Genomic DNA, 26877 nt, shown 5'->3' with positions numbered 1-26877 from the left:
TTTTAAACTTGTTTAATTTGAGATAAATGTTTCAATAAAATTTCCTTCAAAATAGTATGTCCTTGTGTATTGAAATGCAATCCGTCGTTTTCGTAGTATTGTGGATTGGGACGATTGTCGTATCCTAAATAATTATCATAAATATTTACAAAATGCCAATAGGGATTCTGACGAGCTTCAATCTCGTTTTTGATAATCATATTAGTATATTTTACTTGGTCGTTGAGATACCAACGAATCGGACTGGGCTTAATCGAAACATAAGAGCAATGAATATCGCCATAGCGTTCTTTGACTTTTTCAAAAAGCTGAAAAAGAAAGATATAAATTTCCTCTGGATGGCGATTATTGCTCAAGTCATTGTCTCCCGCATACACGATAATATTATCGAGAGACTTTTGGTATTTGAATACTCTATCAAAATACCAAGTACAGGCTGCTAGTGTAGAGCCACCAAAGCCTAAGTTTACAGGTTGGAAAGGTACAAAGTCTTGGTAAAGCGATTGCCAAAGCGTAAAAGTCGAACTTCCATAAAAAGCCGTTTGGGGTTGATATTCTAAGGTTTTTTGTAATTTCTCTAATCGTTTAACTTCTTCTTCGTACCAAAACATGACTTTAATGGATAACAGGGTTATGATATTTGGGTGTGGACTGTTGACTCTCAGAAAGCAAAACAGCATAAAGCCATTTGCTAACCACCTTGAAGGTTACAGCATCATTCAAATATAGCCAAAAGACTTTAAACAAAAGGGCTGGCTGTGTCAATTTTACACGAACTCTTGTGTAGATAGGATAGACGATTTATCTAAATGACCTATAAATAGTTATTTGTTTTAGATAAAATTGCCTTAAAGCACTACGAAAAATACAAAATTGCTTATTTTTGCACTTTCATTCTGACGAGGTTAGTTGTAGGGTAACACACATAAACTAAAGCCCTAACGAGCAACTAGCCGAAAATGTATCAAAACAATGTCATCCAAAAAAATCCAATCAGCCCTCATTTCGGTTTATTACAAAGACGGACTCGCTCCAATTGTTGAACTCCTCCACAAGAACGGGGTAAAAATTTACTCAACAGGTGGTACTCAAACTTTCATCGAAGAAATGGGTATTCCTGTAACTGCCGTAGAAGATCTTACTAGCTATCCTTCTATTTTTGGTGGTCGTGTAAAAACTTTGCACCCAAAAGTATTTGGTGGAATTTTATACCGTCGTGACAATGAAGGCGATGTGCAAACAGCAGCTCAATTCGAAATCCCTTCGATTGACTTGGTAATTGTGGACCTTTATCCATTTGAAGAAACTGTAGCAGGTGGTGCTTCTGAAGACGACATCATCGAGAAAATCGACATCGGTGGTATCTCATTGATTCGTGGTGCTGCTAAAAACTTCAATGACGTATTGATTGTTTCTTCTCGTACACAGTATGCAGAAGTATTAGCATTGTTGGAAGCTAAAAATGGTGGAACTGACTTAGCAGACCGTAAGCGTTTTGCCATGTTGGCATTTGGCGTGTCATCTCATTATGATACGGCTATTCATGCGTATTTCTCTGGCAACACAACAGATATTTATGATTTCAAAGCTTTACCAAACCACTCGTTGCGTTATGGTGAAAACCCTCACCAAACTGCTACATTCTATGGCGATTTGGAAGCGCTTTTCGAGAAATTAAATGGTAAAGAACTTTCTTATAACAACTTGGTTGACGTAGATGCTTGTATTACATTGTTGGATGAGTTTACTCAAACTTCATTTGTGATCATCAAGCATACTAATGCTTGTGGTGTGGCTTCTGCCGAAACGGTAAAACAGGCGTACTTGAATGCATTTGCTTGTGATACTATTTCAGCGTTTGGTGGTGTGTTGGCGACTAATGGCGAAGTAGATGCTGAAGCAGCTGAGGCAATGAACTCATTGTTCTTCGAAATTTTGATTGCTCCTTCGTTCACGCCAGAAGCACTTGAGATTTTGAAAACGAAGAAAAACCGTATCTTATTGAGACGCAATGAAGTGGCATTTGGTAAGAAAATGTTCAAAACTTTGTTGAATGGTGTTTTAGAGCAAGATAAAGATTTAGCTACAGAAACAGCACCTCAAATGCGTACTGTAACTGAAAAAGCTCCTACTGAAGCAGAATTGAAAGCTTTAGAATTTGCGTTGAAAGTTTGTAAGCATACAAAATCTAACACAATTGTATTGGCAAAAGACGGTCAATTAATCGCCTCAGGTGTAGGTCAAACTTCACGTGTGGATGCCTTGAAACAAGCCATCGAAAAAGCAAATGAGTTTGGTTTTGATTTAACTGGTTCAGTAATGGCATCGGATGCGTTCTTCCCATTCCCAGACTGTGTTGAAATTGCTCACAAAGCAGGAATTACGGCGGTTGTACAACCTGGTGGTTCTATTAAAGATAAAGATTCTGTTGCTTATTGCGATGCCAATGGCTTAGCAATGGTAATGACTGGTGTGAGACACTTCAAACACTAGAAAATATACAACGCCTCAATCAGCCAGATTGAGGCGTTTTTATGCTCTATTGGGTAGGTTCGGTGCTACCACTTACACAATATGTAGGCTTCAAAAGAATCGTAAAAACACTTCCTTTTTCTTCAATTATTTTTGATTTTATCTTCAAAAAAATATTTCCTGAAAATTTCGAAAGTCAAGCCCTTGAAAATGCCCTTTTTTTAGGCTTTTAAAGCCCTTAAAGTGCCGTTATTTGTAGGTAAAGCAATACTTTTTTCGTATTTTTACGTTTTAAAGCAAAATTTCAAAGAAAGTGACTTGTTATCCTTACAAAATTTTCAGCATACAAACCCACGAATTGCTCAGGTTTTCAATCGCTACCCAAGTCCACTCAAGGAAGCACCTTATACTTCCTTTACTTTCTGGTACGTTTTATCATTAACAAACTGTAATTTATAACTAGCTACGCATGCTTATTGCGCCCTAATTAAAGTAACAACTTCAAAGAAGATATGTCAGAAATTCAAGAAACAATCGACAACAAAGCAAACTATGGTGCCGACAATATCCAAGTTCTAGAGGGTTTAGAGGCAGTACGTAAACGCCCATCCATGTATATTGGAGATACGGGTATTAAGGGACTTCACCACCTAATTTGGGAAGTTGTAGATAACTCAATTGATGAGGCTTTGGCGGGTCATTGTGATACAATCAAAGTAACCATCAACGTAGATAACTCGATTACAGTAGAAGATAACGGCCGTGGTATTCCTACGGGAATGCACTCTAAAGAGAAAAAGTCTGCTTTGGAGGTTGTAATGACAGTATTACACGCAGGGGGTAAGTTTGATAAAGATACCTATAAAGTATCTGGTGGTTTGCACGGTGTAGGTGTATCTTGTGTGAACGCCTTGTCTACCGACTTGAAAGTGACAGTATATCGTGAAGGAAAAATCTTCCAACAAGAATATAAAATCGGGGTGCCTCAATACCCTGTAAAAGAAATCGGTATTGCAGACCGTACAGGTACAACCGTACATTTCAAACCAGACGATACGATTTTTACGGTTACTGAGTACAAATACGAAACCGTAGCAAATCGTTTGCGTGAGCTTTCGTTCTTGAATGCAGGTATCAAAGTATATTTGACGGACCTTCGTGATTTGGATGAAAATGGCGTGCCAAAATCAGACGAATTCTTCTCTGAAGGAGGTTTGCGTGAGTTTGTAACTTATTTGGACTCTACTCGTGAACGTTTGATTGCTGAACCAATCTACATGGAGGGTGACAAAAATGGCGTTCCTGTACAGGTGGCAATGATGTACAACACTTCGTATTCAGAAAACGTTGTGTCGTATGTAAACAACATCAATACCATCGAAGGTGGTACTCACGTAGCTGGTTTCCGTGGTGCGTTGACTCGTACTTTGAAAAACTATGCAGATAAATCAGGTGCTTTAGATAAACTAAAAATTGATATTGCTGGTGATGACTTCCGTGAAGGTTTGACTGCCGTAATCTCAGTAAAAGTAGCTGAACCGCAATTTGAAGGTCAGACTAAAACAAAATTAGGTAACGGTGAAGTTTCGGGTGCGGTATCAGCAGCGATGTCTGATATGCTTGAAACTTGGTTGGAAGAGCATCCAAAAGAGGCTCGCCAAATCGTTGCTAAAGTTATCTTGGCAGCACAAGCTCGTCATGCAGCTCGTAAGGCTCGTGAAATGGTGCAGCGTAAAACGGTATTGGGTGGTAACTCATTGCCAGGTAAATTGGCTGACTGTTCGGATAGTGACCCTGCTACTTGTGAGTTGTACCTTGTAGAAGGGGACTCTGCAGGTGGTACGGCAAAACAAGGTCGTAACCGTGCATTCCAAGCAATTTTGCCTTTGCGTGGTAAAATTTTGAACGTAGAAAAAGCGCAAGAATATAAAATTTACGAAAACGACGAAATCAAGAATATGATTACAGCGTTGGGTGTAAGCTTTGGTAAAGATGGTGATGAGCGTGCTTTGAATATCGAAAAGTTGCGTTATCACAAAATCATTATCATGACCGATGCCGATGTCGATGGTTCTCACATTCGTACGTTGATTTTGACGTTCTTCTTCCGTTATATGAAGGATTTGGTAGACAATGGTTATATCTATATCGCTCAACCTCCTTTGTATTTAGTGAAAAAAGGTCAGCAATCACGTTACTGTTGGACAGAACCACAACGCGATATTGCAATTCGTGAATTGGGTGGTGACAAGGAAAGTTCAGTAGGTGTACAACGTTACAAAGGTTTGGGTGAAATGAACGCCGAACAGCTTTGGGAAACAACCATGAACCCAGATACTCGTACTTTGAAGCAGGTAACAATCGAGTCAGCAGCTGAGGCTGATCACTTGTTCTCTATGTTGATGGGTGACGAAGTAGCCCCACGTCGTGAGTTTATTGAGAAAAATGCCAAATATGCGAAAGTAGATGTTTAGTCATCTTGCTATTTAGTAAGTTGTGATTGAGTGAATGAGTGATTGTTTTTCATAAATTTTACTAGTGGAGATGCCATATTTTGTGTCTAAAGCTCATGAACTATTTGCTAAAATATTCTATTAAAAAGGCGGTCGGAATTGGTTTTTCGACCGCCTTTTTAATATACACTAGAAATGAATCGGCTTAAGACGCAAAACATTGCGTCTCTACTGTTGGAATACAGATTTAAAAAATCACTAAATCACTCACCCACTCAATCAGCTATTATCCATGCAGGCTACCACGCATACCATACCACAAGATTTATTTCAGACGGGAGATTTACCTGAATTGAATGTCTTTGATTATCATGCTGCCGAAGATCATCTTAATAGCAAAGTGACTTTGCGTCAGCATGTGATTAGTTTTTTGGTACATGGACAAAAGAAAATACATTTTTCGAATGATACTGTACAGGTTGATAAGCAATATGCTGTAGTGATGGCATCAGGCAATTGTTTGATGTCCGAATGTTTGGGCGATAGTAATTCTTATCAGAGTGTGTTGTTATTCTTTTCGCCAGAAAATGTATCTAACTTTTTTCTGAAATACCCTCAATTTGTTCGAGCGAAAGCAGAAGGACAAAATGCTTTTTTTGTCTTAGAACAAGATAACTACATTCAGCATTTGGTTGCGTCGCTGAGGTTGTATCTTCAAAAGCCTCAGTTACTCAATTCGGCTATATTGACCTTAAAATGGGAAGAAATTATGCTTTATTTGATAGACAAATATGGCGACTCGTTTGTGGTGTTTCTACAAGGACTGTTACTCAATCAGCAAGAAGTTTCCTTTAGAAAAGTCATAGAGGATAATCTTTACACCAATCTTAATTTAGAAGAGCTTGCTTTTTTGTGTAATATGAGTTTGTCTACCTTCAAACGTCATTTTATGAGTATCTACCATGAAAGCCCCGGTAAATGGTTACAAGCCAAGCGCCTCGCACGAGCCAAGGAAATGTTAAGCCAAGGAGAAATGAAAGCTTCGGAGATATACCAGTTATTTGGCTATGAGAATTTATCTAATTTCAGCGCTGCCTTTAAGCATCAGTTTGGCGTAAGTCCAAGACAGATTGCTTAGTTTGACCTTTTTTCATAAGTAATTAAACCGAAAGCAATACCCCTATTAGATTTCAATCCTGTAATTTTGTAGTGTACAAAAGGATATTAGCAGAAAGAATAATCTTACTAGCTGAAAAACCTTTATTCTTATCAATTAAAACCTTATTAATATGTTACGCTCAAAATTATTACTTATTGTAGCTTTTGTTTTAACAGCTTTTGCAGGTACTTATGCACAAACTTTTACTTTAAAAAGTAACGATATTGGTGGACAGTTTACCAAAAAACAAGAGTTTAATGGTTTCGGATGTAGTGGTGAAAATATTTCACCTCAATTGTTGTGGGAAAATGCTCCAGAAGGAACAAAGAGCTTTGCCATTACGGTATATGACCCAGATGCACCAACAGGAAGTGGTTTTTGGCATTGGGTAGTTTTTGATATTCCTGCTAATGTTAAAGAATTAAAATCAGGTGCAGGTGACTTGACAAAAGGATTAGCTCCAAAAGGTGCTATCCAGAGTGTTACTTCGTATGGTGCCAAAGGATTTGGAGGAGCTTGTCCACCAGTAGGACATGGTATTCACCAATATATTTTTACAATTCATGCTTTGAAAACAGATAAATTGGGCTTAGACGAAAATACAAATCCTGAGATTGTAGGATTCTATTTGTGGCAAAATACCTTGGCGAAAGCGTCTATCGTATCTTACTACAAAAGATAATAAAGCTTCGCAAACGAGAAAATCAACAGATTTATCTTGACAGTTTATCAAACATGAGTCATCCCGAATTTTTAGAATAGGGTTATTCTCCAAGTTTTTATCAAAAAAGCGGTCGAAAAATATTTTTCGACCGCTTTTTTGATGCTACTATGCTAGATATGACTTGGCTTAAGACGCAATCATTGCGTCTCTACTGCTAGAATACAAATTTTTACATAATCACTCAACCACCATTCACTCAATCAGGAAAGACACATAACTTTGATGTTGATGAGAGACAAAGTGAGGAGTAATCTTTTTTAAATACAATTTTGAAATAAAGTAAGCCAGTAACAAGTTATAGTTTTAGCAAGAGTAGGAGACTGACTTTAAAAAAATGAGTCGCAAGAGCCTTATCTATATCCGTTATACCTTTCTATTGATGATAGAATCATATTTTTTCTATAATAGGGTAAACATTTCGCTCCATAAATTTTTTAAAAGGCTTGGCATTTGTTAATTTAACGTTTTGTTAATATTACAATGAATGATAAACCTTAAATTTGTCTATTCCACCATTTACAATGTCAGAATTTAATTTTAAACAGTTTCACATTCGTTCAATGAATGCCTCTTCTGCTGAGGAAAGAGCCACAATAAACCAAGAATTGAAGAATTTATACGCTTCTTTATCTCCAGAAGATCAAAAGGAATTTAATGCACAATTACAAACCTTTTTGGTAAAAGAAATGGGTCGTTTACGTTCTGATTATGAAGCAATTAAGGGTGGAATGCAAGAATAAAATAGCAAGGTTTTCGTTAAGGTTTTATAGTATAACCTCTGAAAATTTATGCAACGACTAAGAAGAAAATATCGTAAACGCGGTGAAATAGGTTCTCTAGTCGAGAATCTTTTTTCATTTTTGGGTAATTTTATGAATACGAAACAAACACCAGAGGAAAAACGTCGTCTTGAAAAAGTCATAAATCGCTCTTATGACGTTATAGAGAAGTCGGATTATATCAGTCGAGATTTGAGTTGGTTAAAATTCGATGAGAGGGTATTAGACCAAGCACGTGACTCTCGAAGAAATGTATTTGACCGACTGAAATTTTTGGCGATTACGGCTTCAAATCTTGATGAGTTTTTTTCGATTAGAGTTGGTTCTTTATATAACTACATCGACTTTGGTAAGGAGCGTAGCGACTATTCTGGTTTGAGAGAAATTCCATTTAAAAAAACTTTGATGGCTGCTACTCAGGCTTTTGTCCAAGAAAAACAACGCCTTTATAAAGAAGAAATCGTACCACTATGTACTGAAAACGGCTTTAGAATTATTAAGATTGGTGATTTGTATTCTGAAGAACTTGAGAAAGTAACCGATTACTTCAATCGCACGATATATCCAATGCTTACCCCAATGGTGTTTGACCAAACGCATACTTTCCCAAGTTTGCTGGCAAAAACGCTAATTTTTGGGGTGGTTACTCGCATACCTTCTGGCGAAATTGATTTTATTAAAAACGAACCTCTTAAAGGTGGTGAAAATAGTAAAATTAGTTTCGTACAAATTCCACAAAACCTTAAACGTTTTTTTGTTTTTGAGCGCGAGGATGAAATTGTCTTCTTCCCAATCGAAGAGATTATTCGTCATGAAATGTGGAAACTCTACAAAAATGTAGAAATTGAATCGATTGCCCTTTTCCGTATCACACGTAATGGTGATTTTGATGTGGTAGAGCATGAAGATTCAGAAACAGATTTTATCGACGAAATCAAGAAGAAAATCAAAGACCGTCGTTTGGGTCGTGTAACGCGTATCGAAATCGAACCTGATTGTTCGCCGTGGATGCTCGAAATGATGATGAAACGTTGGAAGCTGGAAAAAGATGGTGTTTTCTACAATGGAAACCTTATCGATTTTACGGCTTTTTGGCAAATCATTAAATATCCAGAGTTTAAAAGCCGCTTGGTTCAGCAGCATCCTGCGGTACCTCCATTGGGCTTATCAACGGTAAAACAGGCCGATATTTTTGAGACAGTAAGACAAGGAGATATTCTATTGCATCACCCTTATAACAATTTTGAACCTGTCTTACAATTGCTTGAACAAGCTGCCGACGACCCTCAGGTTTTGGCAATCAAGATTACGTTGTATCGTATTTCTAAAAATTCTCGTATTGCAGATGCACTCCTTCACGCTGCCGAAAATGGTAAACACGTTTCGGTATTGTTTGAAGTGAAAGCTCGTTTTGATGAAGAAAACAATATCCGTGAAGCCTTGCGTCTTCAAAATGCAGGTTGTTTTGTAATTTATGGTATTCCAGGTCTAAAAACACATACGAAGCTTTTGCAGGTGATTCGTTCTGAAGGTAATCAAGTGGTAAGTTATGCTCACTTGTCGTCAGGAAATTATAATGAAGATACAGCAAAACTTTATACTGATATTGGTTTGTTGACAACCAATGAGGTAATTACACGTGATATTTCAGAATTTTTCAATGTAATCACAGGGCATTCGCAGCCACATAGTTATAAATACTTGATTACGGCTCCTCGTGAGATGCGTAACAAATTGGTAGATATGATTCGTAATGAGGCCAAAAATGCTCAAGCGGGTTTGCCTAGCGGTATTTGTATCAAAATAAACTCATTGCAGGATAAAATCACCATCGATGAGCTGTACAAAGCTTCTCAAGCTGGTGTGCCAATCCAGTTAATTGTGCGTGGGATTTGTTGTATTCGTCCAGGACGCAAAGGTTTATCAGACAATATCAAAGTACGCTCAATCGTAGGAGATTTCTTGGAACATACTCGTGTATATTATTTCCACAACAATGGAAGTCCTAGAGTATATGGTGGTTCTGCCGACGTTATGGTGCGTAGCTTTGACCGTCGTATTGAGTCGCTATTTGAGTTGGTGACCAACCAAGTACGTCAACAGGCAATTCATATTTTACAATGTAATTTGCGTGACAACGTCAATACGTATGAAATGCAAGAGGATGGGTCATACAAGCATTTGGCTAATCCAGAAGATTTAGGAATTGAACCTTTTGACATTCATAAGGTATTCTTTAATGTAAAACTAGAAGATGTAATGAAAGCTCGTTTGTTTGCAGAAACAGCAGAGCCAGAGCATATTGAATTAGAAAGTATTTAGTCTAATTTTCAGAAAGAAACTAACAAAGCCCTCATTTCGGTGAGGGTTTTGTGTTTTTATGACCAATGAAAAAATCATTTGAAGCATATCAGTTACATACAGGCGATGTCATCGCCTCGATAGGAGCGGCATCTGGGGTGTGGGAAATAGGCTTAGCCAGCATGCAATCAGGCTTAACATTTTATATCCAAGATATTGATGAATACAGTTGTAATGAAGAAGAAGTCGCTTATGCAAAAGCGTATTGGGAACGTCAACTTGGGCGAGCAATAGACGGGACATTTTACGCAATATTAGGAACCCCACAAAAAACAAATTTGCCTAAGAATACTTTCGATAAGGTATTAATCATCAATGCCTTCCACGAATTTCAATATCTGGAAGAAATGTTGCATGAAGTATCACAAATTCTCAAGCCAGTAGGAAAACTTATTATTGAAGAAGAAATAGCCTTGACCCAAGGACAAATACATGAAGGCTGTGGGTTACCTCTTTTTTCAGAAACTCAACTCGTAGATTTACTAGAAGCAAATCAATTTAGATTGGATAAGATAGTAGAAAAAGAAAGCTATTTAAAGGTATTTATTTTTGAAAAAAAATAGATTTAGAGTAAGTACGTGGTATGTACTATCGTATGATTCAGGTCTTAATGTAGACCTTCTTTCAGCAAATCTTTGTAACCACCTCTAAGGTTATAAATTTTTTTGAAGCCATATTCCTTCAGAAGCTCGGCTATCTCAGAGCTTCTTCCACCTGTAGCACAATATAGTAATACAGGCTTGTCTCTATCTAATGACTCAATTTTCTCTAATATATCTGGGTCAAAATAATCGATACATTTGGCTGATGTTACTTTCCCTTCTTTCCATTCTTGAGGAGTGCGCACATCAATAATTTGTATGTCGGGATTATTCTTAACTATGTCTGCAAACTCGTGTGGACTTACATTGAGATTTTCCTCAACGACACAGCCCGTCAGAAATGCAGTACAACTGATGAAGTATAATATAAACAGAGGTCTCATAAATGGTTAAGTGGTATTTTTATTGCAAGTTATAGTGATTAGAGGAATTTTTTCAATACTAAATTTTAGAAAGTTATTAGAGTTTTAGTTTGGCATAGAAATCATGGGTATTTGGACTATGTTTTGTATGGCGATTTGGCGAATGAGTGATTATTCTTTAAATCTACATTTCATGAGTAGAGACGCAATGCTTTGCGTCTAAATAGGTCTCCTTCCGAAATATAGTATCAAAAAAAGCGGTCGAAAATTATTTTTCGACCGCTTTTTTTGATTGAAGGAAAAAAATACTTGGGTTAAAGCGTAACACGGATTTATTGTTAAAATTAACAATATGACTAGCTCTTGACTGACGATTCCACTTAGTGACATAATACTAAAATTCAGGATGACAAAAATAAAGGGCTACCAAAGTAGCCCCCATCGATAGGTTAGAAGTAAGCAATTTTTTATACATTAAGCGGTGTAATGTCTGAAAATGAATAGGAAAGGCAGGAATTCTTGCTAGTACACTATCTAAATAAGATAATTGGAGCTTTTCCACAAAGCAAATCTATCCCTGTGTTTGCCGTATTCAATATTAACTTTAACGGAGGTGCATAATGTGTGTGTCAGTACCTCTTTAGGTGTAATATCTTGGTATCTCAATCGATGTAATTTCAAAATTTAATTAGTAAGACAACTTTTTCAAAAAAGGTTTAAAACGTCTATCCTAATTTTTGGTGTAAACTAAATACATTCCTCCATTCCTAGAGGGCTGATTATCAGTCTTGAAGTCGCCAAGGTGTAAGTAAGTTTTCCCATCAGTATCTTTAAATATCTTAAAATCTTTGGTGGCATTTAAGAGAGTGAAATATCTCAACTCACAATTCATTAAATCTTCTGGTCCTGCCATTTTAGTACTTCCTAATTGTGTTACAGTTGCTTTCCCAGTCTGAGTATTCTCATCAAACGATAGGATTTTCAGTCCGCCAAAAATCGAATTGACAGCAGATTGACCATTTATAACATAGGTGTCAGAAGTGTTTTCGACCAATTGGCTGGTAATGTTGAGTGTTATATCATGTGGCATTTTGCTAGATGAACATGGTTGATCAATAACATCACCTAGAAAAACATATTTGAGTGTCCAAGTGCCTTTTAGGCTATCCAAATTACTGATACTTCCCTTAGCAGTGGCATCATTCTCTATTGGATGACAAGCACTTGCTCCAATCATAATAAGCAAAAATAGAAGCCTAATTTTCATGATTTTTGAAGTTAATGCGTTTAGAATCTTTTTCATTTTTGAATAAAGAGTACAATTGCAGTAGTATGGTTGGAACGTATCCTATAAATTTGTAAAAAAATGTAGAATAAAACTCCCTCAAAAATCTTGAAAAATCTTGCCGTATTTGCCTCTGGATCAGGCTCGAACGCTGAGCGTTTGGTAGAATATTTCAAAGATTCAGATTTGGCTCAAGTCAAACTGATTCTTTGTAACAATCCTTCTGCTGGTGTAATCCAACGTGCAGAACGTTTAAATATTCCTTTGGTATTGTTTAATAGAAGCGAATTTAAGTCAGATAAGATTGTAGACTTATTGAAAGAAAACGAAATTGATTGGGTAGTTTTAGCAGGTTTCTTGTGGCTGATTCCTTCGAATTTGGTAGCGGCATTTCCTAACAAAATCATCAATATTCATCCCGCATTATTACCAAAATTTGGAGGGAAAGGTATGTATGGACATTTTGTACACGAAGCGGTGGTAGAAAATAAAGAAACCGAATCAGGTATTACAATTCACTATGTGAATGAGCGTTATGATGAAGGTGCTATCATTTTTCAAGCATCGTATCCTGTAACACCTACTGATACCCCTGAAGATGTAGCTAAAAAAGGACAGGTATTAGAACATAAACACTTTCCTGAAGTCGTAGAAAAATTGTTGAAAGAAGAGATTTAAGATAAGCGACTTTTAATCATGAGCCATTCTTAATTATTGAGTGAATTGAGATTGAGCGAATGAGTGATTATTTTAAAATTTGTATTCTAGCGGTAGAGACGCAATGATTGCGTCTTAAGCCGAGTCATATTATCAAAAAAGCGGTCGGAAAATATTTTCCAACCGCTTTTTTGATGAAAATTTAGAGAATAATCTCAATTCTAAAATTCATAACTAACTTTACTTCCAGCCACCTCCCAGTGCTCGGTATAATCCCACTACGGCATTGTATTGCTTTTTCTTCACGTTAATTAGCTCAATTTGTGACTGTAGTGCATTTTTTTGAGCAGTAATTACTTCCAAATACGTAGCACGACCCGAACGGAAAAGGTCTGTCGAAATCCCAATCGAATTTTTCAGCGTGTTAACTTCTTCTGATTTTAATTTATAAATATCAGCGTTGGTTTTTATCAAATAAAGGTAATTGTAAACTTCAGTAAAGGCATTTACAATACTTTTCTGATAGCCAATATAAGCGGTTTTTTGTTCGGCACGTGACGCCATCAAATCTGCGGCCAAGGCTCTTCTATTGGCAATAGGAGCCATTAGACTCCCTGCAAGACCGTATGCAGCTGAAGCTGGATTTAGTAAAAGCAATGCCTTGAAAGACTGTAAGCCTAAGTTGGCATTGATGTTAAAAGAAGGATAGAATGCCGCTTTAGCCGTAAATAAATCGGCATTTCGTGCCTGCAATTCCAACTCTGCTTGACGAATATCGGGTCTGTTTTTGAGTAATCCAGATGGTACTCCAGCCGAAAGTGTTGGTGGAATAACTTTCTCCCAAGCAAATTTTGGTCGCTTGATAGGCTGTGGATAACGACCCATCAAAAAGTTGATTCGACTTTCATTCTGGATAATTTGTTGATTTACTTCCACTTTCATAGCAGCTGAGCTCAATAATTGAGCTTTCAGTAGTTCTACCCCTAGCTGATTGGCTTCACCTGCTTGCTTCATTACTCTGACAATGTCGAGCGAAAACTGCTGTAGTTTAATGTTTTCTTCTAAAAAGTCTAACTCATTATCTAAAATCAAAAGCTCAAAATAGGCATCTGCAATTTCGGCTACTAGCTGAGTTTGCACTAAATTTTTCCCAAATTCTGAAGAAAGAAATCGAGCCAAAGCTGCTTTCTTTTGACTTTTGAGTTTTCCCCATATATCAATTTCCCATGAAGACTGCAATCCAAGCATATAATCTGGAATGAAAGGTTGTGGGATGCTTTGTTTGTCATTTAGGTTAGTCGAAAATTGCGTGTCATAATTTCCAACTCCATCGATGGTATAATCTCCAAACTTTTTTCCACCTGCAATGACGCCAGCACTAACTTCTGGAATACCCAAACCTCGACTAAAACGAATCCCTGCACGAGCTATTTCTACTCGTTGAACAGCCACTTGCAAATCAAAATTGTTTTGCAAAGCCGTATCAATTAGCGCAGATAGCGTAGTATCAGCAAAAAATGTCCCAATATTGGGTATCTCTTTTTGTGTTGAGTCAGAGTAACTGGTAAAAGTACTAGAAGCTACCAGTAAAGGCTTGTTTTGTGGAATTTCAGGCTTGATTTTGCAAGCACTGAATCCAAGCATTACAAGGGCGAATAAAAGACCTTTTTTATATCTAAACATAAGCTTCTTCAATTTTTTTATTGTTTTTGGATTTCTTTTTACCAGCTAGGCTTGCAAAAAGTACATAAAGCCCAGGGATAATGACAATACCGAAAACAGTACCAAATAACATTCCGCCTGCCGCAGCTGTACCGATGGTTCGGTTACCAATAGCCCCAGCACCTGACGCTGACATAAGGGGTAGTAATCCAGCAATAAAAGCAAAAGAGGTCATCAAAATTGGGCGGAAACGAGCTATAGCCCCTGAAATTGCTGCTCGGACTATGGTTCGTCCCTGAGATTGCTCGTGCATAGCAAACTCTACAATCAAAATGGCATTTTTACCCAACAACCCGATCAACATAACCATGGCAACTTGGGCGTAAATATTGTTTTCCAGACCGAAGATGTACAAGAAAAACAAAGAACCGAAAATCCCAATAGGTAATGAAATCAATACAGCTAGAGGTAGAATAAAGCTTTCGTATTGTGCAGAAAGCAATAAATAGACAAACAACAAACAAATTAAGAAGACATAAACTACTTGGTTGCCAGATAAAACTTCTTCACGTGTCATGCCCGACCATTCGTAGGTATAACCACGAGGAAGTTTAGCTTTTGCCACTTCTTTGATAGCTTTGATGGCGTCACCTGTACTATAGCCTGGGGCAGGCTCACCATTGAGCATTGCCGAAAAATACATATTATATCGTGTCAATTGCTCTGGTCCATACACGCGCTCGATTCTACTAAAAATGGCGTAAGGAACCATTTCTCCATTTTTGTTTTTGATACGCAACTTCATAATATCCTCAGGCTGTGCTCTAAATTTAGGGTCAGACTGAACCATTACTTTGTACATTTGTCCATAAGTAATAAAGTTGGTTGCATAAAAACTACCAATCAGAGATTGAAGGTTACTCATGGCGTTGTCTACCGAGATACCTTTTTTGGCGGCTAAATCTTGGTCAACATGAATGAGATACTGAGGAAAGTTAGGGTTAAAGCTCGAAAACACATTTTTGATTTCAGGACGCTTTTGGAGTTCTTCCATAAAATCATCCGCCACCTTGGCAATATTTTGAAGATTACCTGTCCCTGTTTTATCCAATAAACGCATTTCGAAACCACTGGCATTACCAAATCCAGGTACAGCAGGAGGAGGGAAAAATTGAATATCGGCACCTTTGATATGTTTTGTTTTAGTAATTAACTCATCAATCAATTTGTTTGCGGTAGCTTTTCTTTCTTCCCAAGGTTTTAGGTTGATGGTACTCATACCAAATGAGGCACCCACACCGTCGGTCATCATACTAAAACCTGATAAACTTGATATAGAAGATACCTCTGGTAAGGTTTGAGCTATCTTATCAATTTGGTTCATGACCTCTTCTGTTCGCTCAAGCGTAGCACCTACAGGTGTGGTTACACTAGCATAGATCGTTCCTTGGTCTTCAGTAGGAATAAAGCTGGTAGGTAAGATACTAGCTACACCCCACGAGCCGATACTAAATGCGATTAGTACTCCCAACGTCACTAATTTACGATTGACAATCGCTTTGAGTAATGAGCCATAGCGACCAGTCAGTCGGTTGAATTGATGGTTGAAAGCATCAAAGAAACGAGTTACAATCGTTTGCTTTTTCTCACCATGATGAGGATTCTGTAAAATTAGGGCACACAAAGCAGGTGTGAGCGTAAGAGCATTGACCCCCGAAATTACAATCGCAATCGCCATAGTCACTGAAAATTGTCGATAGAATACCCCAACAGGACCATCCAAAAATGCTACAGGAATAAATACTGCCGACATCACTAACGTAATAGCGATAATAGCGCTACTGATTTCGTTGATAGATTCGATAGTGGCAAGTTTAGCGCTCAGATGCTTTTCTTCCATTTTGGCATGGACAGACTCTACCACAACAATGGCATCATCGACTACAATACCAATCGCCAAAACCAATGCGAACAAAGTAAGTAGGTTAATCGAAAACCCAAACAATTGCATAAAAGCAAACGTACCAATCAAGGATACAGGTACGGCAAACACAGGAATCAAGGTAGAACGGACATCTTGCAAGAATAAGAATACCACAATAGCTACCAAGATAAATGCTTCAAACAAAGTTTTGACTACTTCATGAATCGAGGCATCTAGGAATCTGGATACGTCATAACTTAGCGTATAAGTCATTCCTGGAGGAAAAGAAGTTTCCTTCAAAAATTCCAGACGAGCTTTAATATCTGCAATAACCTGACTTGCATTCGAGCCTGGGCGCTGTTTAAGTACAATAGCAGCTGATGGCTTTCCATTTTCTTTTGATAGTACATCATAATCCAATGAGCCAAATTCAATATCAGCCACATCTTTTAAACGGAGCATTTCGCCACTATCAGTTACTTTGATCACTACATTTTCATACTGTTCTTTTTGGGTCATTTTACCCGTGTAGCGCAATACATATTGTAGTGATTGAGCCTGACGACCAGAACTTTCACCGATTTTACCTGGGGCTGCTTCTACGTTTTGTTCACGAAGTGCTTTGATAACATCTTCTGCCGAAAGTTGATAGGCATCCAAACGCCCTGGCTTAAGCCATACACGCATAGCATATTCTCGCGAACCCATGATGTCGACAAAGCCTACACCATTGATACGCTTTAATTCTGCCAATACGTTGATGTCTGCAAAGTTGTAAATGAATTTTTCGTCGAGCGTAGTATCTTCACTAATCAAGTTGATGTAAAGAAGCATACTATTGACTTCTTTTTCGGTTACAACCCCAGCTTTGATTACTTCTTCAGGTAATTCATCAAGCACGGTAGTCGCACGGTTCTGTACGTTTACCGCTGCTACGTCGGGATCGGTACCTACTTCAAAATACACTTGAATAATACTTGTACCGTCGTTACCCGATACCGAAGTCATATAGGTCATGCCAGGTACACCATTAATGGCTCGTTCGAGAGGAGTCACTACAGCTTTGGCACAAACTTCGGCGTTGGCACCTGTATACTTGGTTGTAACAGTTACGGCTGGAGGAGCAATATCTGGATATTGCGTCACAGGGAGGCTAGTCATTGATAATAAGCCCAAAATCACAATGAAGATGGATATTACCAACGATAGCACGGGTCTATTGATGAAATTACTAAACATAGTGAAAAATCTTAGGGTCTCTACTAATTGGAATCTGTTTTAGAAAGCTCTTTGGCAATCGTTTTGAGTGCCACAAACTTCGGTTTGATTTCCGAACCTTCTTTTAAGTTTTGAATACCATCATATACCACTCGGTCGTCTGTGTTTAGTCCTGAATCTATGATATAGAAATGTGGTAAACGTTTGGAGGTTTTAATAGCCCTAGATTTTACTTTGTTTTTGTTATCGACTACATACACATACATGCGGTCTTGAATCTCAAAAGTAGCTTTTTGAGGAATAATCATTGCATTGCGGTAGCGTTGTAAAATGCGAACTTTACCCGTTGCACCATGTTTTAAGACTTTTTGAGGGTTTGGAAAGCGTGCACGAAAGGCAATATTACCAGTGCTTTTGTCAAATTCCCCTTCACTAGTTTCTACATGACCTTTGTAATCATGTTCTTCACCGTTGGCTAGTAGGAGCGTTACTTGTGGCGCTGTGTCTTTTTGCTTTCGAGCATTATCAGCAATGTCTAAATATTCTTTTTCAGAAACATCAAAATAGGCAAAAACTTCATCGTTTTTAGAAATGGTTGTCAATAAAGTTCCGTCTTCCATCAAACTCCCAGGTTTGTTTGGAATACGGTTGACAATCCCATTAAAGGGTGCTTTTATTTGAAGATAAGTGAGTTTGATTTTGGCAAAAGACTCATTGGCTTGCGCTTCTTCCACTTTGGCGCTAGCAAGCTCTACTTTGTTTTGAGCAAGTTCAAGTTCAGTTTTCGAAACTACGTTTTTATCAACTAGTTTTTTTACATTACTAAAGTCGAGTTCAGCGGCTTTGAGTTCTGTCATGGTACTTCTGACTACTGCCTTGGTACGCATGTACTCTTCTTTCAATTCGGGGTTGTTGATGGTAAATAACAACTGACCTTGTTGTACATATTTACCTTCATCGATGTAAATTTTCTCTAGATAGCCTTTAATGCGAGCTCTGATTTCTACATTTTGTACCGCATTGATTTCGGCTACGTAATCATTGTGCAAAAAAGTATCCACCACAATTGGCGAGGTTACTGTAAAGTTTTCAAGCGTGATGTCAGCTTTTTCTTCCTTTTTGTTGCAGGATGCCAATAGTACGCAAAGGCTGGCTGCGAACAGAATTCTCTTCATAATTTTTCTATTTGTCTGAATGAGATAATCTTCAAGTGACAAAAGGATGTACTCCTCCTGTCTTTTGAGCTTATCAATATATTGAATCAAAGTGCTTATTGCTTTAGTTGAGTTAAGGTATCTATTGAGCTAAACCATTGATTATGTGGATTTTCAATGCTACGTTATTACTAACAAACTGTAACAATTTTATAAATTCAAAAATTATGGAAAGGAGAAATTATGAGCTATAGCCTACTGTATTGAATAGGAAAGTAGTTGGAGATGCTCCGACAAGCATCTCCAACAGTTGTTTTTTGTTTGTTGATTAATTGGATGAAGTATAATTCAAAAAGTATCATTTTCTGTTTCAAATCTCTGAAACAGAGGCTGTTTTTTGAATCTAGTAGGTATTCTAGTGGAAAGATAATATGTTATAACCGAGGAGGGGGTGTAAACTGCTTTAGTTCTACACCATAATAGTTTAAGAAATACCCAGTTGTGATTCGTGTCAATATTGATACTCCTAACCAATGATTTGGTTCTTCTAACAAACACAGATTTGAATTGGATGAAAAATCTTGATTTTCGTCTTCTTGATTTGAATCAGAAGTCGTTAGGTCAAAATCATCCGATGGATGTTGTGTTTGTTGTGAGCTAAGAGGAGCCAATTGAAAAGACTTGTATAATCGTTTTGGCGTATAAAATCTTTCTTTTGTACAATTTTGACTATTGTGAGCTACAACTGAATTAATGTGTATGAACATCAATAATAGAATGAAAATAGAAAATATTATATGTGGTTTACACTTAATCATTCTACTGATTTTTACAAAAATACGATTTTATAGTTGATAAAAGTCGATGTTTGTGTGATTTTTTAGATAAATGAATAAAAATAGGATTTGAAAAGCCTATTTTTATAGATGAAAAATGATGTTCATTGATAAAATAGATATTTAAATCGTGGTTGGGTAATATTTGAATTATCCAATTAATCAAGTACTTGCTAGTCTTTAAGTAAAATGATTTGGACAGTCAGCTATCAGATAAATAACAACATTCTATAAAACTAGAAATGAAAAAGCAGATACCTTGTAAGGAATATGCTTTGGATATTGCTGAAAGCTGACTACCAATCGCTAATACTATTATTTTACTTCTTCGTAATCGATATATTCGCCGCCATTAAAGTCATCTGAGTTTTTACCTGACTTTGGTGGTACAAAATCCACATCTACTTGACCATCACGTTTTTTAGGACGGTTGGTGTTTGTATTGGGATTATATTGTTGTTGAAATTCCTGTTGGGCTTTGTTGATTTGTGAAACCACAAAGCCTCTCAATACCCATTTCAATAATTTTGGAAATACAAAGAAAATGAGCACTACTATAAGAACGAATTTGAGCATTTCAATAAACAGTTTTGATAAATGACCGATAAATTCCCATTAATGGTTTCTTGGGCTTTTGACATCAAAGTTAATCAAATGTTTAGTTGACTTTATGGCTAATTAACAAGTTTTTATAAACGGTTGTTTGATTAGACCACAGGCATAAACAAAGGTATCAATGCCGAATGATTTTGTATTCGGAGGTGAACCTCCATAATTATGGACATAAAAAAAGGAGTTAACGTTGTGCGTTAACTCCTTTTTAGGTGAGAAATTTGTCACAACCGAATAACAAATGTCTCTATTTCTTGGGACTAAAGATAGTCTATCCTTTATTTCTAACGTAATTTTAAGGTTACCAATGATACCACAACCAAGATAATACATACAATCCAGAAGCGGGTGACGATTTTGGATTCGTTATAGCCTTTTTTCTGGTAGTGGTGGTGGAGAGGTGACATTAAGAAAACACGACGTCCTTCGCCATATTTTTTCTTGGTGTATTTAAAATAACTTACCTGAATGATTACGGATAAGTTTTCGACCACAAAAATACCACACAATACAGGAATCAATAGCTCTTTACGGATTACGATGGCCAATGTAGCAATTACACCACCCAGCATTAAACTACCCGTGTCGCCCATAAATACTTGTGCAGGATAGGCATTATACCACAAAAATCCAACACATGCTCCCACAAAGGCGGCACAAAAGACGGCCAGCTCTCCACTGTTTGGAATAAACATGATGTTGAGGTATTGTGAAATAACCTTATTCCCAGACACATAAGCCAAAATCGCTAAACCTATACCGATAATAACCGAAGTACCTGCAGCTAGTCCATCGATACCGTCAGTAATGTTAGCACCGTTTGAAATAGCCGTAATGATGATAATAACTACAAGAACATATAGGATCCATGTGTATTGGTCCATCGAATCGGGCAACAAATAACTATAATCAAACTGGTTATTTTTCAAGAAAGGAACCGTCGTGATTAAGTCTTTGGAATCGGTGAACTTTTGAACTTCTCCAATATTGGCAGCAATAGTGGCTTTTTCGTAAGTACGTACTTTGATATCGTCGTTAAACCACATTGTAAGTCCAACAATTAGTCCAAGCCCAACTTGTCCAACTATTTTAAATCGTCCTGAAAGCCCTTCTTTATTTTTACGAAATACCTTAATATAATCATCTAAAAAGCCTACTGCGCCTAACCATACGGCTGTTGTAATCAACAAAATAATATAGACGTTGTGAAGCTTAGCAAAAAGCAAGGTTGGTACCAACAATGATAACAAGATAATAAAGCCACCCATCGTAGGCGTACCTTTTTTTTGCATTTGTCCCTCAAGACCCAAATCGCGGATATCCTCACCGATTTGAAGTTTACGGAGCATGTTAATAACCGTTTTGCCCCAGATTGCTGCAATACCCAATGAGGTTATCGTGGCAGCAATGGCACGGAAGGTGATATATTGAAATACCCCTGCACCTGGGAAGTCAAAATGTTTATCTAAATAATCAAAAAGATAATAAAGCATGGTTCAGTGGATAGAAATTTGATGAAAAAGGGATGTTTGATTTGTCAAATTTCTACTTTTTTGTTGAATAAACTCTGTTAAAAAATGGAAAAGTTTTGCCTAAATAGGAGCATTGAGCTATCTATAAGACAATTTGCCTCTAAATATTTTGATCGTCTCAAGTCTAGACTATATACCAAAAGCTTCTCGGATGATAACTCTATCGTCAAAATCGTGCTTTACTCCTTGAATATCTTGATAGGTTTCGTGTCCTTTACCTGCTACCAAAATAATATCTCCATTTTCAGATAGCTCATTAATGGCAAAATGAATCGCTTCTTTTCTGTCGATAATAGTTTTAGTTTTTTTGAAGTCGATAGGAGGGACACCTTTTTGCATTTGTGCCAAAATCTCCTCAGGGTCTTCAAAACGAGGATTGTCCGAAGTCAGAATAACTTTATCACTGAGTTCACAGGCTATTTTTGCCATAATTGGGCGCTTAGTCGCATCACGATTTCCTCCACAGCCTACAATCGTAATTACTTGCTGATTCCCATCTTTGATTTGCTTGATGGTCTTCAGAACATTTTCGAGTGCATCTGGTGTGTGTGCATAATCTACAATACCAACTTTGCGAGTATCAGGCGAAACAATTTGTTCAAAACGTCCTGGTGCAGTTTGTAGGCTCGACATATTGATGAGTACTTCGTCTTTGTCTTCACCCAAAAGTATAGCTGCACCATAAATAGCCATAAGGTTGTAGGCATTGAAAGTACCAATTAATTGAAAATGAACTTCTTTGTTATCAATTTCCATTTCCAACCCATAAATACTATCTGAAACAATACGACCTTTTACGGTAGCAAGCGTTTCGAGCGAGTAAGTGCTAATGCTTGCTTTGGTGTTTTGTACCATCACTGAGCCACGACGGTCGTCGATATTGACTAAGGCAAAGGCTGTTTTTGGCAACATATCAAAAAATCCTTTTTTGGCTTTGATATAATTGTCAAAAGTTTTGTGAAAATCTAAATGGTCGTGGGTAATGTTTGAGAAAATGGCTCCTGTAAATGATAAGCCCGTAATACGGTGCTGAACAACCGAGTGTGAGCTCACCTCCATGAATGCATAGGTACAACCCGCCTCTGCCATTTCTGCCAAAAGCTTATTCAAATTGATAGAATCGGGAGTGGTATGCGTAGAAGGAATTATGGTATCGTCGATTTGGTTTTGAACTGTCGAAATCAAACCGCAGCGGTATCCTAATTTTCTGAAAAGTCTAAACAGTAATGTAACCGTGGTCGTTTTGCCGTTTGTGCCAGTAATCCCTACTAGCTTAAGTTTGCTAGAAGGATTATCATAAAAGTTGGATGAAGCATAACCCAACGATTCGGCCGAATCGCTTACTTGAATATAGGTTACATTAGGATGAATCACTTCTGGTAAGTCCTGACATAGAATCGCGCTAGCACCTAATTCTATGGCTTTTTCGATGTACGAATGACCATCGGTTTGAGTGCCTTTTAGGGCAGCAAAAAGCGTTTGTGGACCAACCTGACGAGAGTCGATGGTGAGTTGAGAAATCTCTACTTCGGGATTACCCAAAACAGAGATTGTTTTTACTTGTTGGAAAATTTGTGTAACTGTTTTCATAAGGTAACATAAAAAGCGCTTTGTGAGCGCTTTTCAGGAATTATATAAACTTTTTACTTTTAATCGCAGGAATCACTTTCGAGTCAATCAAGAATAGTCGTTGCTTGTGGCTACCTACCTTGACATAGAAGTTGATTTTGAGTGGAACATCAAAAGAGCCTTTCTGAATTTTGATACTCAGAGGACGTTCTATACCGTTTTGCTTTGATTGTTTCTGGATTTCTTCAATATCTTTACTCGAAAATTCTTTCTTGCCTATAATGCGTTGATTACCAAGGGATAGCTCTACGAGAATATGCTCAGCGCTACGGATTTCACGACTGAGCGAATAAAATACCCCAACTTCGGTAATTTTCGATTTGTTATTGCTATTGCTCAGGTCGTCGTCGGCATCATCAAAACCGTTGGCATAAAAACTCACGTTGGTAATAGTTACGTGAAGTTTATCGTCGAGAGACTCTATGACATCATTGGTTTCTTTCAGTTCAAATTCAAGCTTTTTTACCTCATTTTGCTTTTGAGCAAGTACATCTTCTAACTGATGAATGGTAGTATTTTGCCCTGAAATAATGCTATCTTTTTGCTTGATAATTTTCTGGAAACTGGTGATTTTAGTTTCGTATTCACCTATTGTTTTATTCAACCGAACCTGCAATTCATCTTTCTCTTTTGAAAGCTGATTGATTTGGCGTTGGAGCATTTGAACCATTTCTCTACGTTGTTCTTCGCTTTGCTCCTTACTTTCTTTTTGAACTGTCTCAAGTTGTTGTTTTAGCTCATCGATTTTACGTTGTTTTTCTTGAATTCCATCTCTGTTATCCTGAATATCTTCCCTGAGTCGTCCCATATCGGTATTGATGGTTTTGATTTCCTCAGTATTCATTTGCATCTGACTCACTTGGAGTTGTGCTTGGATATATTGATGATAGAGAAAGTATCCTAGGAGTAGACCTGCTCCAACTATAACGCTGTTTCGTATGGTCTTATTTTTTTGTGGTGGTTCGGTTGATTGTGGGTTCGGCACAAAAGATGTCATGCGATTAATGGCTTGATAAATAGCTTGTGATTTTTAATACGGGAAACTAAAAATACGAATATTTACCTACATACATTGAAAAAATAGCAAAAAATGCATTAATACGTTCTAGGCTATAAGCCGTAGGCGTTAGGCAAGCACAATTTTTAGCCTATGGCATATAGATGCTGGCTGAAGCTCCTATTATTTCTGTCTTCAAATAACGAATTACTATTAACTAATAACGTCTCTTGTTTACTGAAGAATAAGCTCGATGGTACGCCCTGAGGTAAAGTTTGCGCCAGGAGGGATACTCTGACTTGTGACTTTCCCAATTCCTTTTACTCGTACTTTCAACCCCTTATTTTCTAATACATACATGGCATCGCGCAATGACATACCACGAGTGTCGGGTACACGGTTCTTCTTATTGTATTTGATTTCGTAATTGAACGAGTTTTGACTGTCTTGTTTTACAGCAGTCCAGCCTTCAGTTTGAGGGCTTTTATCGATCGACATTTCATCATTAAATACCTTAATATCTGACGAATGTGCAATGACTTTTTGTTTAGCAAAATTTAGTTTTGAGCCGTCTTCCTTAATCAAGAGCTTATGCATTTGAATATCATTGGCATAAATTTTATCCGCAATCTCTTTAAATACAGGAGCACAGGCATCACTGGCATATAGGGCTTCTAACTTAACGCCACGAGGGTTGTCAATCACTACGGCAATACTATATTTGGGTGATTCGGCAGGGAAAAAACCCATAAATGAGGTATAATACATTCCTTCTCGGTATTTGCCATTGATGAGTTTTTGAGAAGTACCCGTTTTTCCAGCAATTTTATACATAGGATTGTTGATGTTTTTGGCAGTGCCATGCTCAACAACACCTTCTAACATCTTACGAACTTTTTCTAAAGTTTTTTCTGAACATATTGGGTCTGGATAAACTGTTTGCCCAACATGAAAATCTTGCACAACTGCGTCCGCAATTTTGGTGCTTTTCACAATGATAGGTTGAATCCATTTGCCATTATTGGCCACGGCATTGTAAAAAGTAAGCATTTGTAATGGCGTGATAAGTTCGCCATAACCAATGGAGTTCCAATACATGGCTGTTTTGTCACCAGCTTTTGGCTCGTTGATTACGGGAGAAACATCTGGTTTGAGCTGAAATTTGAGTGGTTCATTTAAGTGAAACTTTTTCAGATACTCATAATATTTTTTTTGCTTTGCATCACCAAAATATTTCTGCATCAAGCGCATAATCCCTACGTTGGAGGATACTTCAAAAACCTCTTGCGCAGGAATCGTCCCGTGACCACCCTTTTTTGAATCTTCGGTGGTGAGTGTTCCGATTTTGATAGTACCGTCGCCCGTATTGACTAATTCAGTATTTTCTAAGCCTCCTTCTTCCATAATAGCAATCATTGATGGAAGTTTGAATACCGAGCCAGGGTCGGTACGGTTGAGTACGGCGTGGTTATAAGTTTCGGAATAATAAGAGCTATCTTTGCCAACTTTTGAGAGATTGGTCATTGCCTTGATTTCGCCAGTGGCTACTTCCATCACAATCACACATCCTTTGTCTGCACGGTACTTGCGAAGTGCATTCATGAGCGATGTTTCGGCAACGTCCTGAATATTGACATTGAGCGTACTGTGAACATCTAGCCCCTGAACAGGAATACTTTTTTCGCCACCTTCTACAGGTCGCCAACTTCCTCCGACAATTTTTTCGAAGACACCTTTGCCAGATGTTCCCGAAAGCTCAACATCGAAAGCATTTTCGATACCTACTTTTTCTTTATCTTTTTTATAGCCAATGGTTCTTACACCCATTTTTTCAAATGGATTATAGCGCACATTTACTTTCTCAAATACAACGCCTCCCTTATACTTACCCGCTCGAAACACTGGCCATTTTCTCATTTTCTTAACATCCTGATAAGAAATTAAGTCATTGTTGAGGACGATATAGGTGATTTTACGACGTCTTGCTAGGTCGATTTGAGAGTAATATTCTTCGGCAGTTTTATCATGATAAAAATTGGCTAAAGAATGACAAAGTGAGTCTATACCATCGTCATAGATTTTAGCATTTTTCTTATTCCTTCTACTTACCAAAGGGTCAAAACCCAATTTGTATTTGGGAAGAGAAGTAGCTAATAAACTACCATCATCGGCAAATATATTTCCACGAACAGCCTCAATCGTACGCTCTTCTACATAAGACATTTTTGCTTTTTCACGCCATTTATTACCCTCGATAGTTTGTAGAAAAAATATCTTCCAGATAATACCCGCAGCCAATAAGAGCATAAACAAAAACATAGCACGAATACGTATGACGATGTCTTTCTTGATATTCATAACAAAGGGATTATTGATTGAAGAACCCATTAATACGGGCTCGACGAGATTACAAAATGCTTGATAGATACAAACTTCTATTGGTTGAGTGCCTTATTACG

Annotated in this window: 20 protein-coding genes; 8 read left to right on the top strand and 12 right to left on the bottom strand. The window is 37.5% G+C overall.

Annotated elements, in window-relative coordinates; translation table 11 throughout:
- Positions 1-2 precede the first annotated feature (2 nt).
- The gene (locus GVN22_RS14125; RefSeq protein ID WP_166551659.1) at positions 3-611 is read right to left on the bottom strand and encodes a GDSL-type esterase/lipase family protein; all 609 of its coding nucleotides are present in this window, start codon (positions 609-611) and stop codon (positions 3-5) included.
- A 361-nt stretch (positions 612-972) separates the two neighbouring features.
- On the opposite strand from GVN22_RS14125, the gene purH reads away from it, so the two are divergent.
- The 7 genes from purH to GVN22_RS14090 all read left to right on the top strand — a co-directional run bounded on the left by purH (position 973) and on the right by GVN22_RS14090 (position 10511).
- A complete protein-coding gene (purH, locus tag GVN22_RS14120; RefSeq protein ID WP_166551658.1) occupies positions 973-2493 on the top strand; it encodes a bifunctional phosphoribosylaminoimidazolecarboxamide formyltransferase/IMP cyclohydrolase in 1521 nt (506 codons plus the stop codon).
- 491 nt (positions 2494-2984) lie between these two features.
- On the top strand, positions 2985-4946 hold the full coding sequence (gyrB, locus tag GVN22_RS14115) for a DNA topoisomerase (ATP-hydrolyzing) subunit B (RefSeq protein ID WP_166551657.1): 1962 nt from the start codon (positions 2985-2987) through the stop codon (positions 4944-4946).
- 271 nt (positions 4947-5217) lie between these two features.
- Complete coding sequence (locus GVN22_RS14110; RefSeq protein WP_166551656.1) at positions 5218-6063, top strand: AraC family transcriptional regulator; 846 nt, start codon at positions 5218-5220, stop codon at positions 6061-6063.
- A gap of 151 nt (positions 6064-6214) precedes the next feature.
- The gene (locus GVN22_RS14105) at positions 6215-6766 is read left to right on the top strand and encodes a YbhB/YbcL family Raf kinase inhibitor-like protein (RefSeq protein WP_166551655.1); all 552 of its coding nucleotides are present in this window, start codon (positions 6215-6217) and stop codon (positions 6764-6766) included.
- Positions 6767-7329: 563 nt separating this feature from the next.
- A complete protein-coding gene (locus tag GVN22_RS14100; protein ID WP_166551654.1) occupies positions 7330-7548 on the top strand; it encodes a hypothetical protein in 219 nt (72 codons plus the stop codon).
- A 48-nt stretch (positions 7549-7596) separates the two neighbouring features.
- Positions 7597-9909 carry a polyphosphate kinase 1 gene (gene ppk1, locus GVN22_RS14095; RefSeq protein ID WP_205690900.1) on the top strand — a complete coding sequence of 771 codons (2313 nt, stop codon included), beginning with the start codon at positions 7597-7599 and terminating at the stop codon, positions 9907-9909.
- A gap of 65 nt (positions 9910-9974) precedes the next feature.
- A complete protein-coding gene (locus GVN22_RS14090) occupies positions 9975-10511 on the top strand; it encodes a methyltransferase domain-containing protein (RefSeq protein ID WP_166551653.1) in 537 nt (178 codons plus the stop codon).
- A 44-nt stretch (positions 10512-10555) separates the two neighbouring features.
- Here the strand turns inward: GVN22_RS14090 and GVN22_RS14085 are convergent, their stop codons facing one another.
- Together GVN22_RS14085 and GVN22_RS14080 are read right to left on the bottom strand one after the other, a co-directional pair.
- Complete coding sequence (locus GVN22_RS14085; RefSeq protein ID WP_166551652.1) at positions 10556-10933, bottom strand: rhodanese-like domain-containing protein; 378 nt, start codon at positions 10931-10933, stop codon at positions 10556-10558.
- 709 nt (positions 10934-11642) lie between these two features.
- Positions 11643-12179, bottom strand: a complete 537-nt coding sequence (locus GVN22_RS14080) for an META domain-containing protein (protein WP_166551651.1) — start codon at positions 12177-12179, stop codon at positions 11643-11645.
- Between the two features lie 126 nt (positions 12180-12305).
- Here GVN22_RS14080 and purN point away from each other — a divergent pair, with 126 nt between their 5' ends.
- Positions 12306-12875 (top strand): phosphoribosylglycinamide formyltransferase, encoded by a 570-nt coding sequence (gene purN / locus GVN22_RS14075; RefSeq protein ID WP_166551650.1) that lies wholly within the window; start codon positions 12306-12308, stop codon positions 12873-12875.
- 219 nt (positions 12876-13094) lie between these two features.
- Here purN and GVN22_RS14070 read toward each other — a convergent pair whose 3' ends face one another.
- From GVN22_RS14070 to GVN22_RS14030, 9 genes are all read right to left on the bottom strand, one after another.
- Positions 13095-14537 carry a TolC family protein gene (locus GVN22_RS14070; protein WP_166551649.1) on the bottom strand — a complete coding sequence of 481 codons (1443 nt, stop codon included), beginning with the start codon at positions 14535-14537 and terminating at the stop codon, positions 13095-13097.
- Positions 14530-17679: an efflux RND transporter permease subunit gene (locus GVN22_RS14065; protein WP_166551648.1), complete on the bottom strand. Its 3150-nt coding sequence runs from the start codon at positions 17677-17679 to the stop codon at positions 14530-14532. The genes GVN22_RS14070 and GVN22_RS14065 overlap by 8 nt, the downstream gene beginning before the upstream one ends.
- A gap of 23 nt (positions 17680-17702) precedes the next feature.
- On the bottom strand, positions 17703-18833 hold the full coding sequence (locus GVN22_RS14060; protein ID WP_166551647.1) for an efflux RND transporter periplasmic adaptor subunit: 1131 nt from the start codon (positions 18831-18833) through the stop codon (positions 17703-17705).
- Between the two features lie 413 nt (positions 18834-19246).
- Positions 19247-19579 carry a hypothetical protein gene (locus GVN22_RS14055; RefSeq protein ID WP_166551646.1) on the bottom strand — a complete coding sequence of 111 codons (333 nt, stop codon included), beginning with the start codon at positions 19577-19579 and terminating at the stop codon, positions 19247-19249.
- A gap of 384 nt (positions 19580-19963) precedes the next feature.
- Positions 19964-20224, bottom strand: coding sequence for a DUF4834 family protein (locus tag GVN22_RS14050; RefSeq protein ID WP_166551645.1), 261 nt, complete (start codon positions 20222-20224; stop codon positions 19964-19966).
- A 320-nt stretch (positions 20225-20544) separates the two neighbouring features.
- On the bottom strand, positions 20545-21753 hold the full coding sequence (gene mraY / locus GVN22_RS14045) for a phospho-N-acetylmuramoyl-pentapeptide-transferase (protein WP_095164149.1): 1209 nt from the start codon (positions 21751-21753) through the stop codon (positions 20545-20547).
- A gap of 168 nt (positions 21754-21921) precedes the next feature.
- Positions 21922-23382 carry a UDP-N-acetylmuramoyl-L-alanyl-D-glutamate--2,6-diaminopimelate ligase gene (locus GVN22_RS14040; protein ID WP_166551644.1) on the bottom strand — a complete coding sequence of 487 codons (1461 nt, stop codon included), beginning with the start codon at positions 23380-23382 and terminating at the stop codon, positions 21922-21924.
- Between the two features lie 40 nt (positions 23383-23422).
- Positions 23423-24418, bottom strand: a complete 996-nt coding sequence (locus tag GVN22_RS14035) for a hypothetical protein (RefSeq protein ID WP_166551643.1) — start codon at positions 24416-24418, stop codon at positions 23423-23425.
- 234 nt (positions 24419-24652) lie between these two features.
- Positions 24653-26776, bottom strand: coding sequence for a penicillin-binding protein (locus GVN22_RS14030; protein ID WP_166551642.1), 2124 nt, complete (start codon positions 26774-26776; stop codon positions 24653-24655).
- Between the last annotated feature and the right edge of the window lie 101 nt (positions 26777-26877).

Origin of the sequence: Cellulophaga sp. BC115SP (assembly GCF_009905545.1) — a bacterium.
Classification (GTDB): Bacteria; Bacteroidota; Bacteroidia; order Cytophagales; family Spirosomataceae; genus Flectobacillus; species Flectobacillus rivi.
This window is presented reverse-complemented; position numbering and strand designations above follow the sequence as displayed.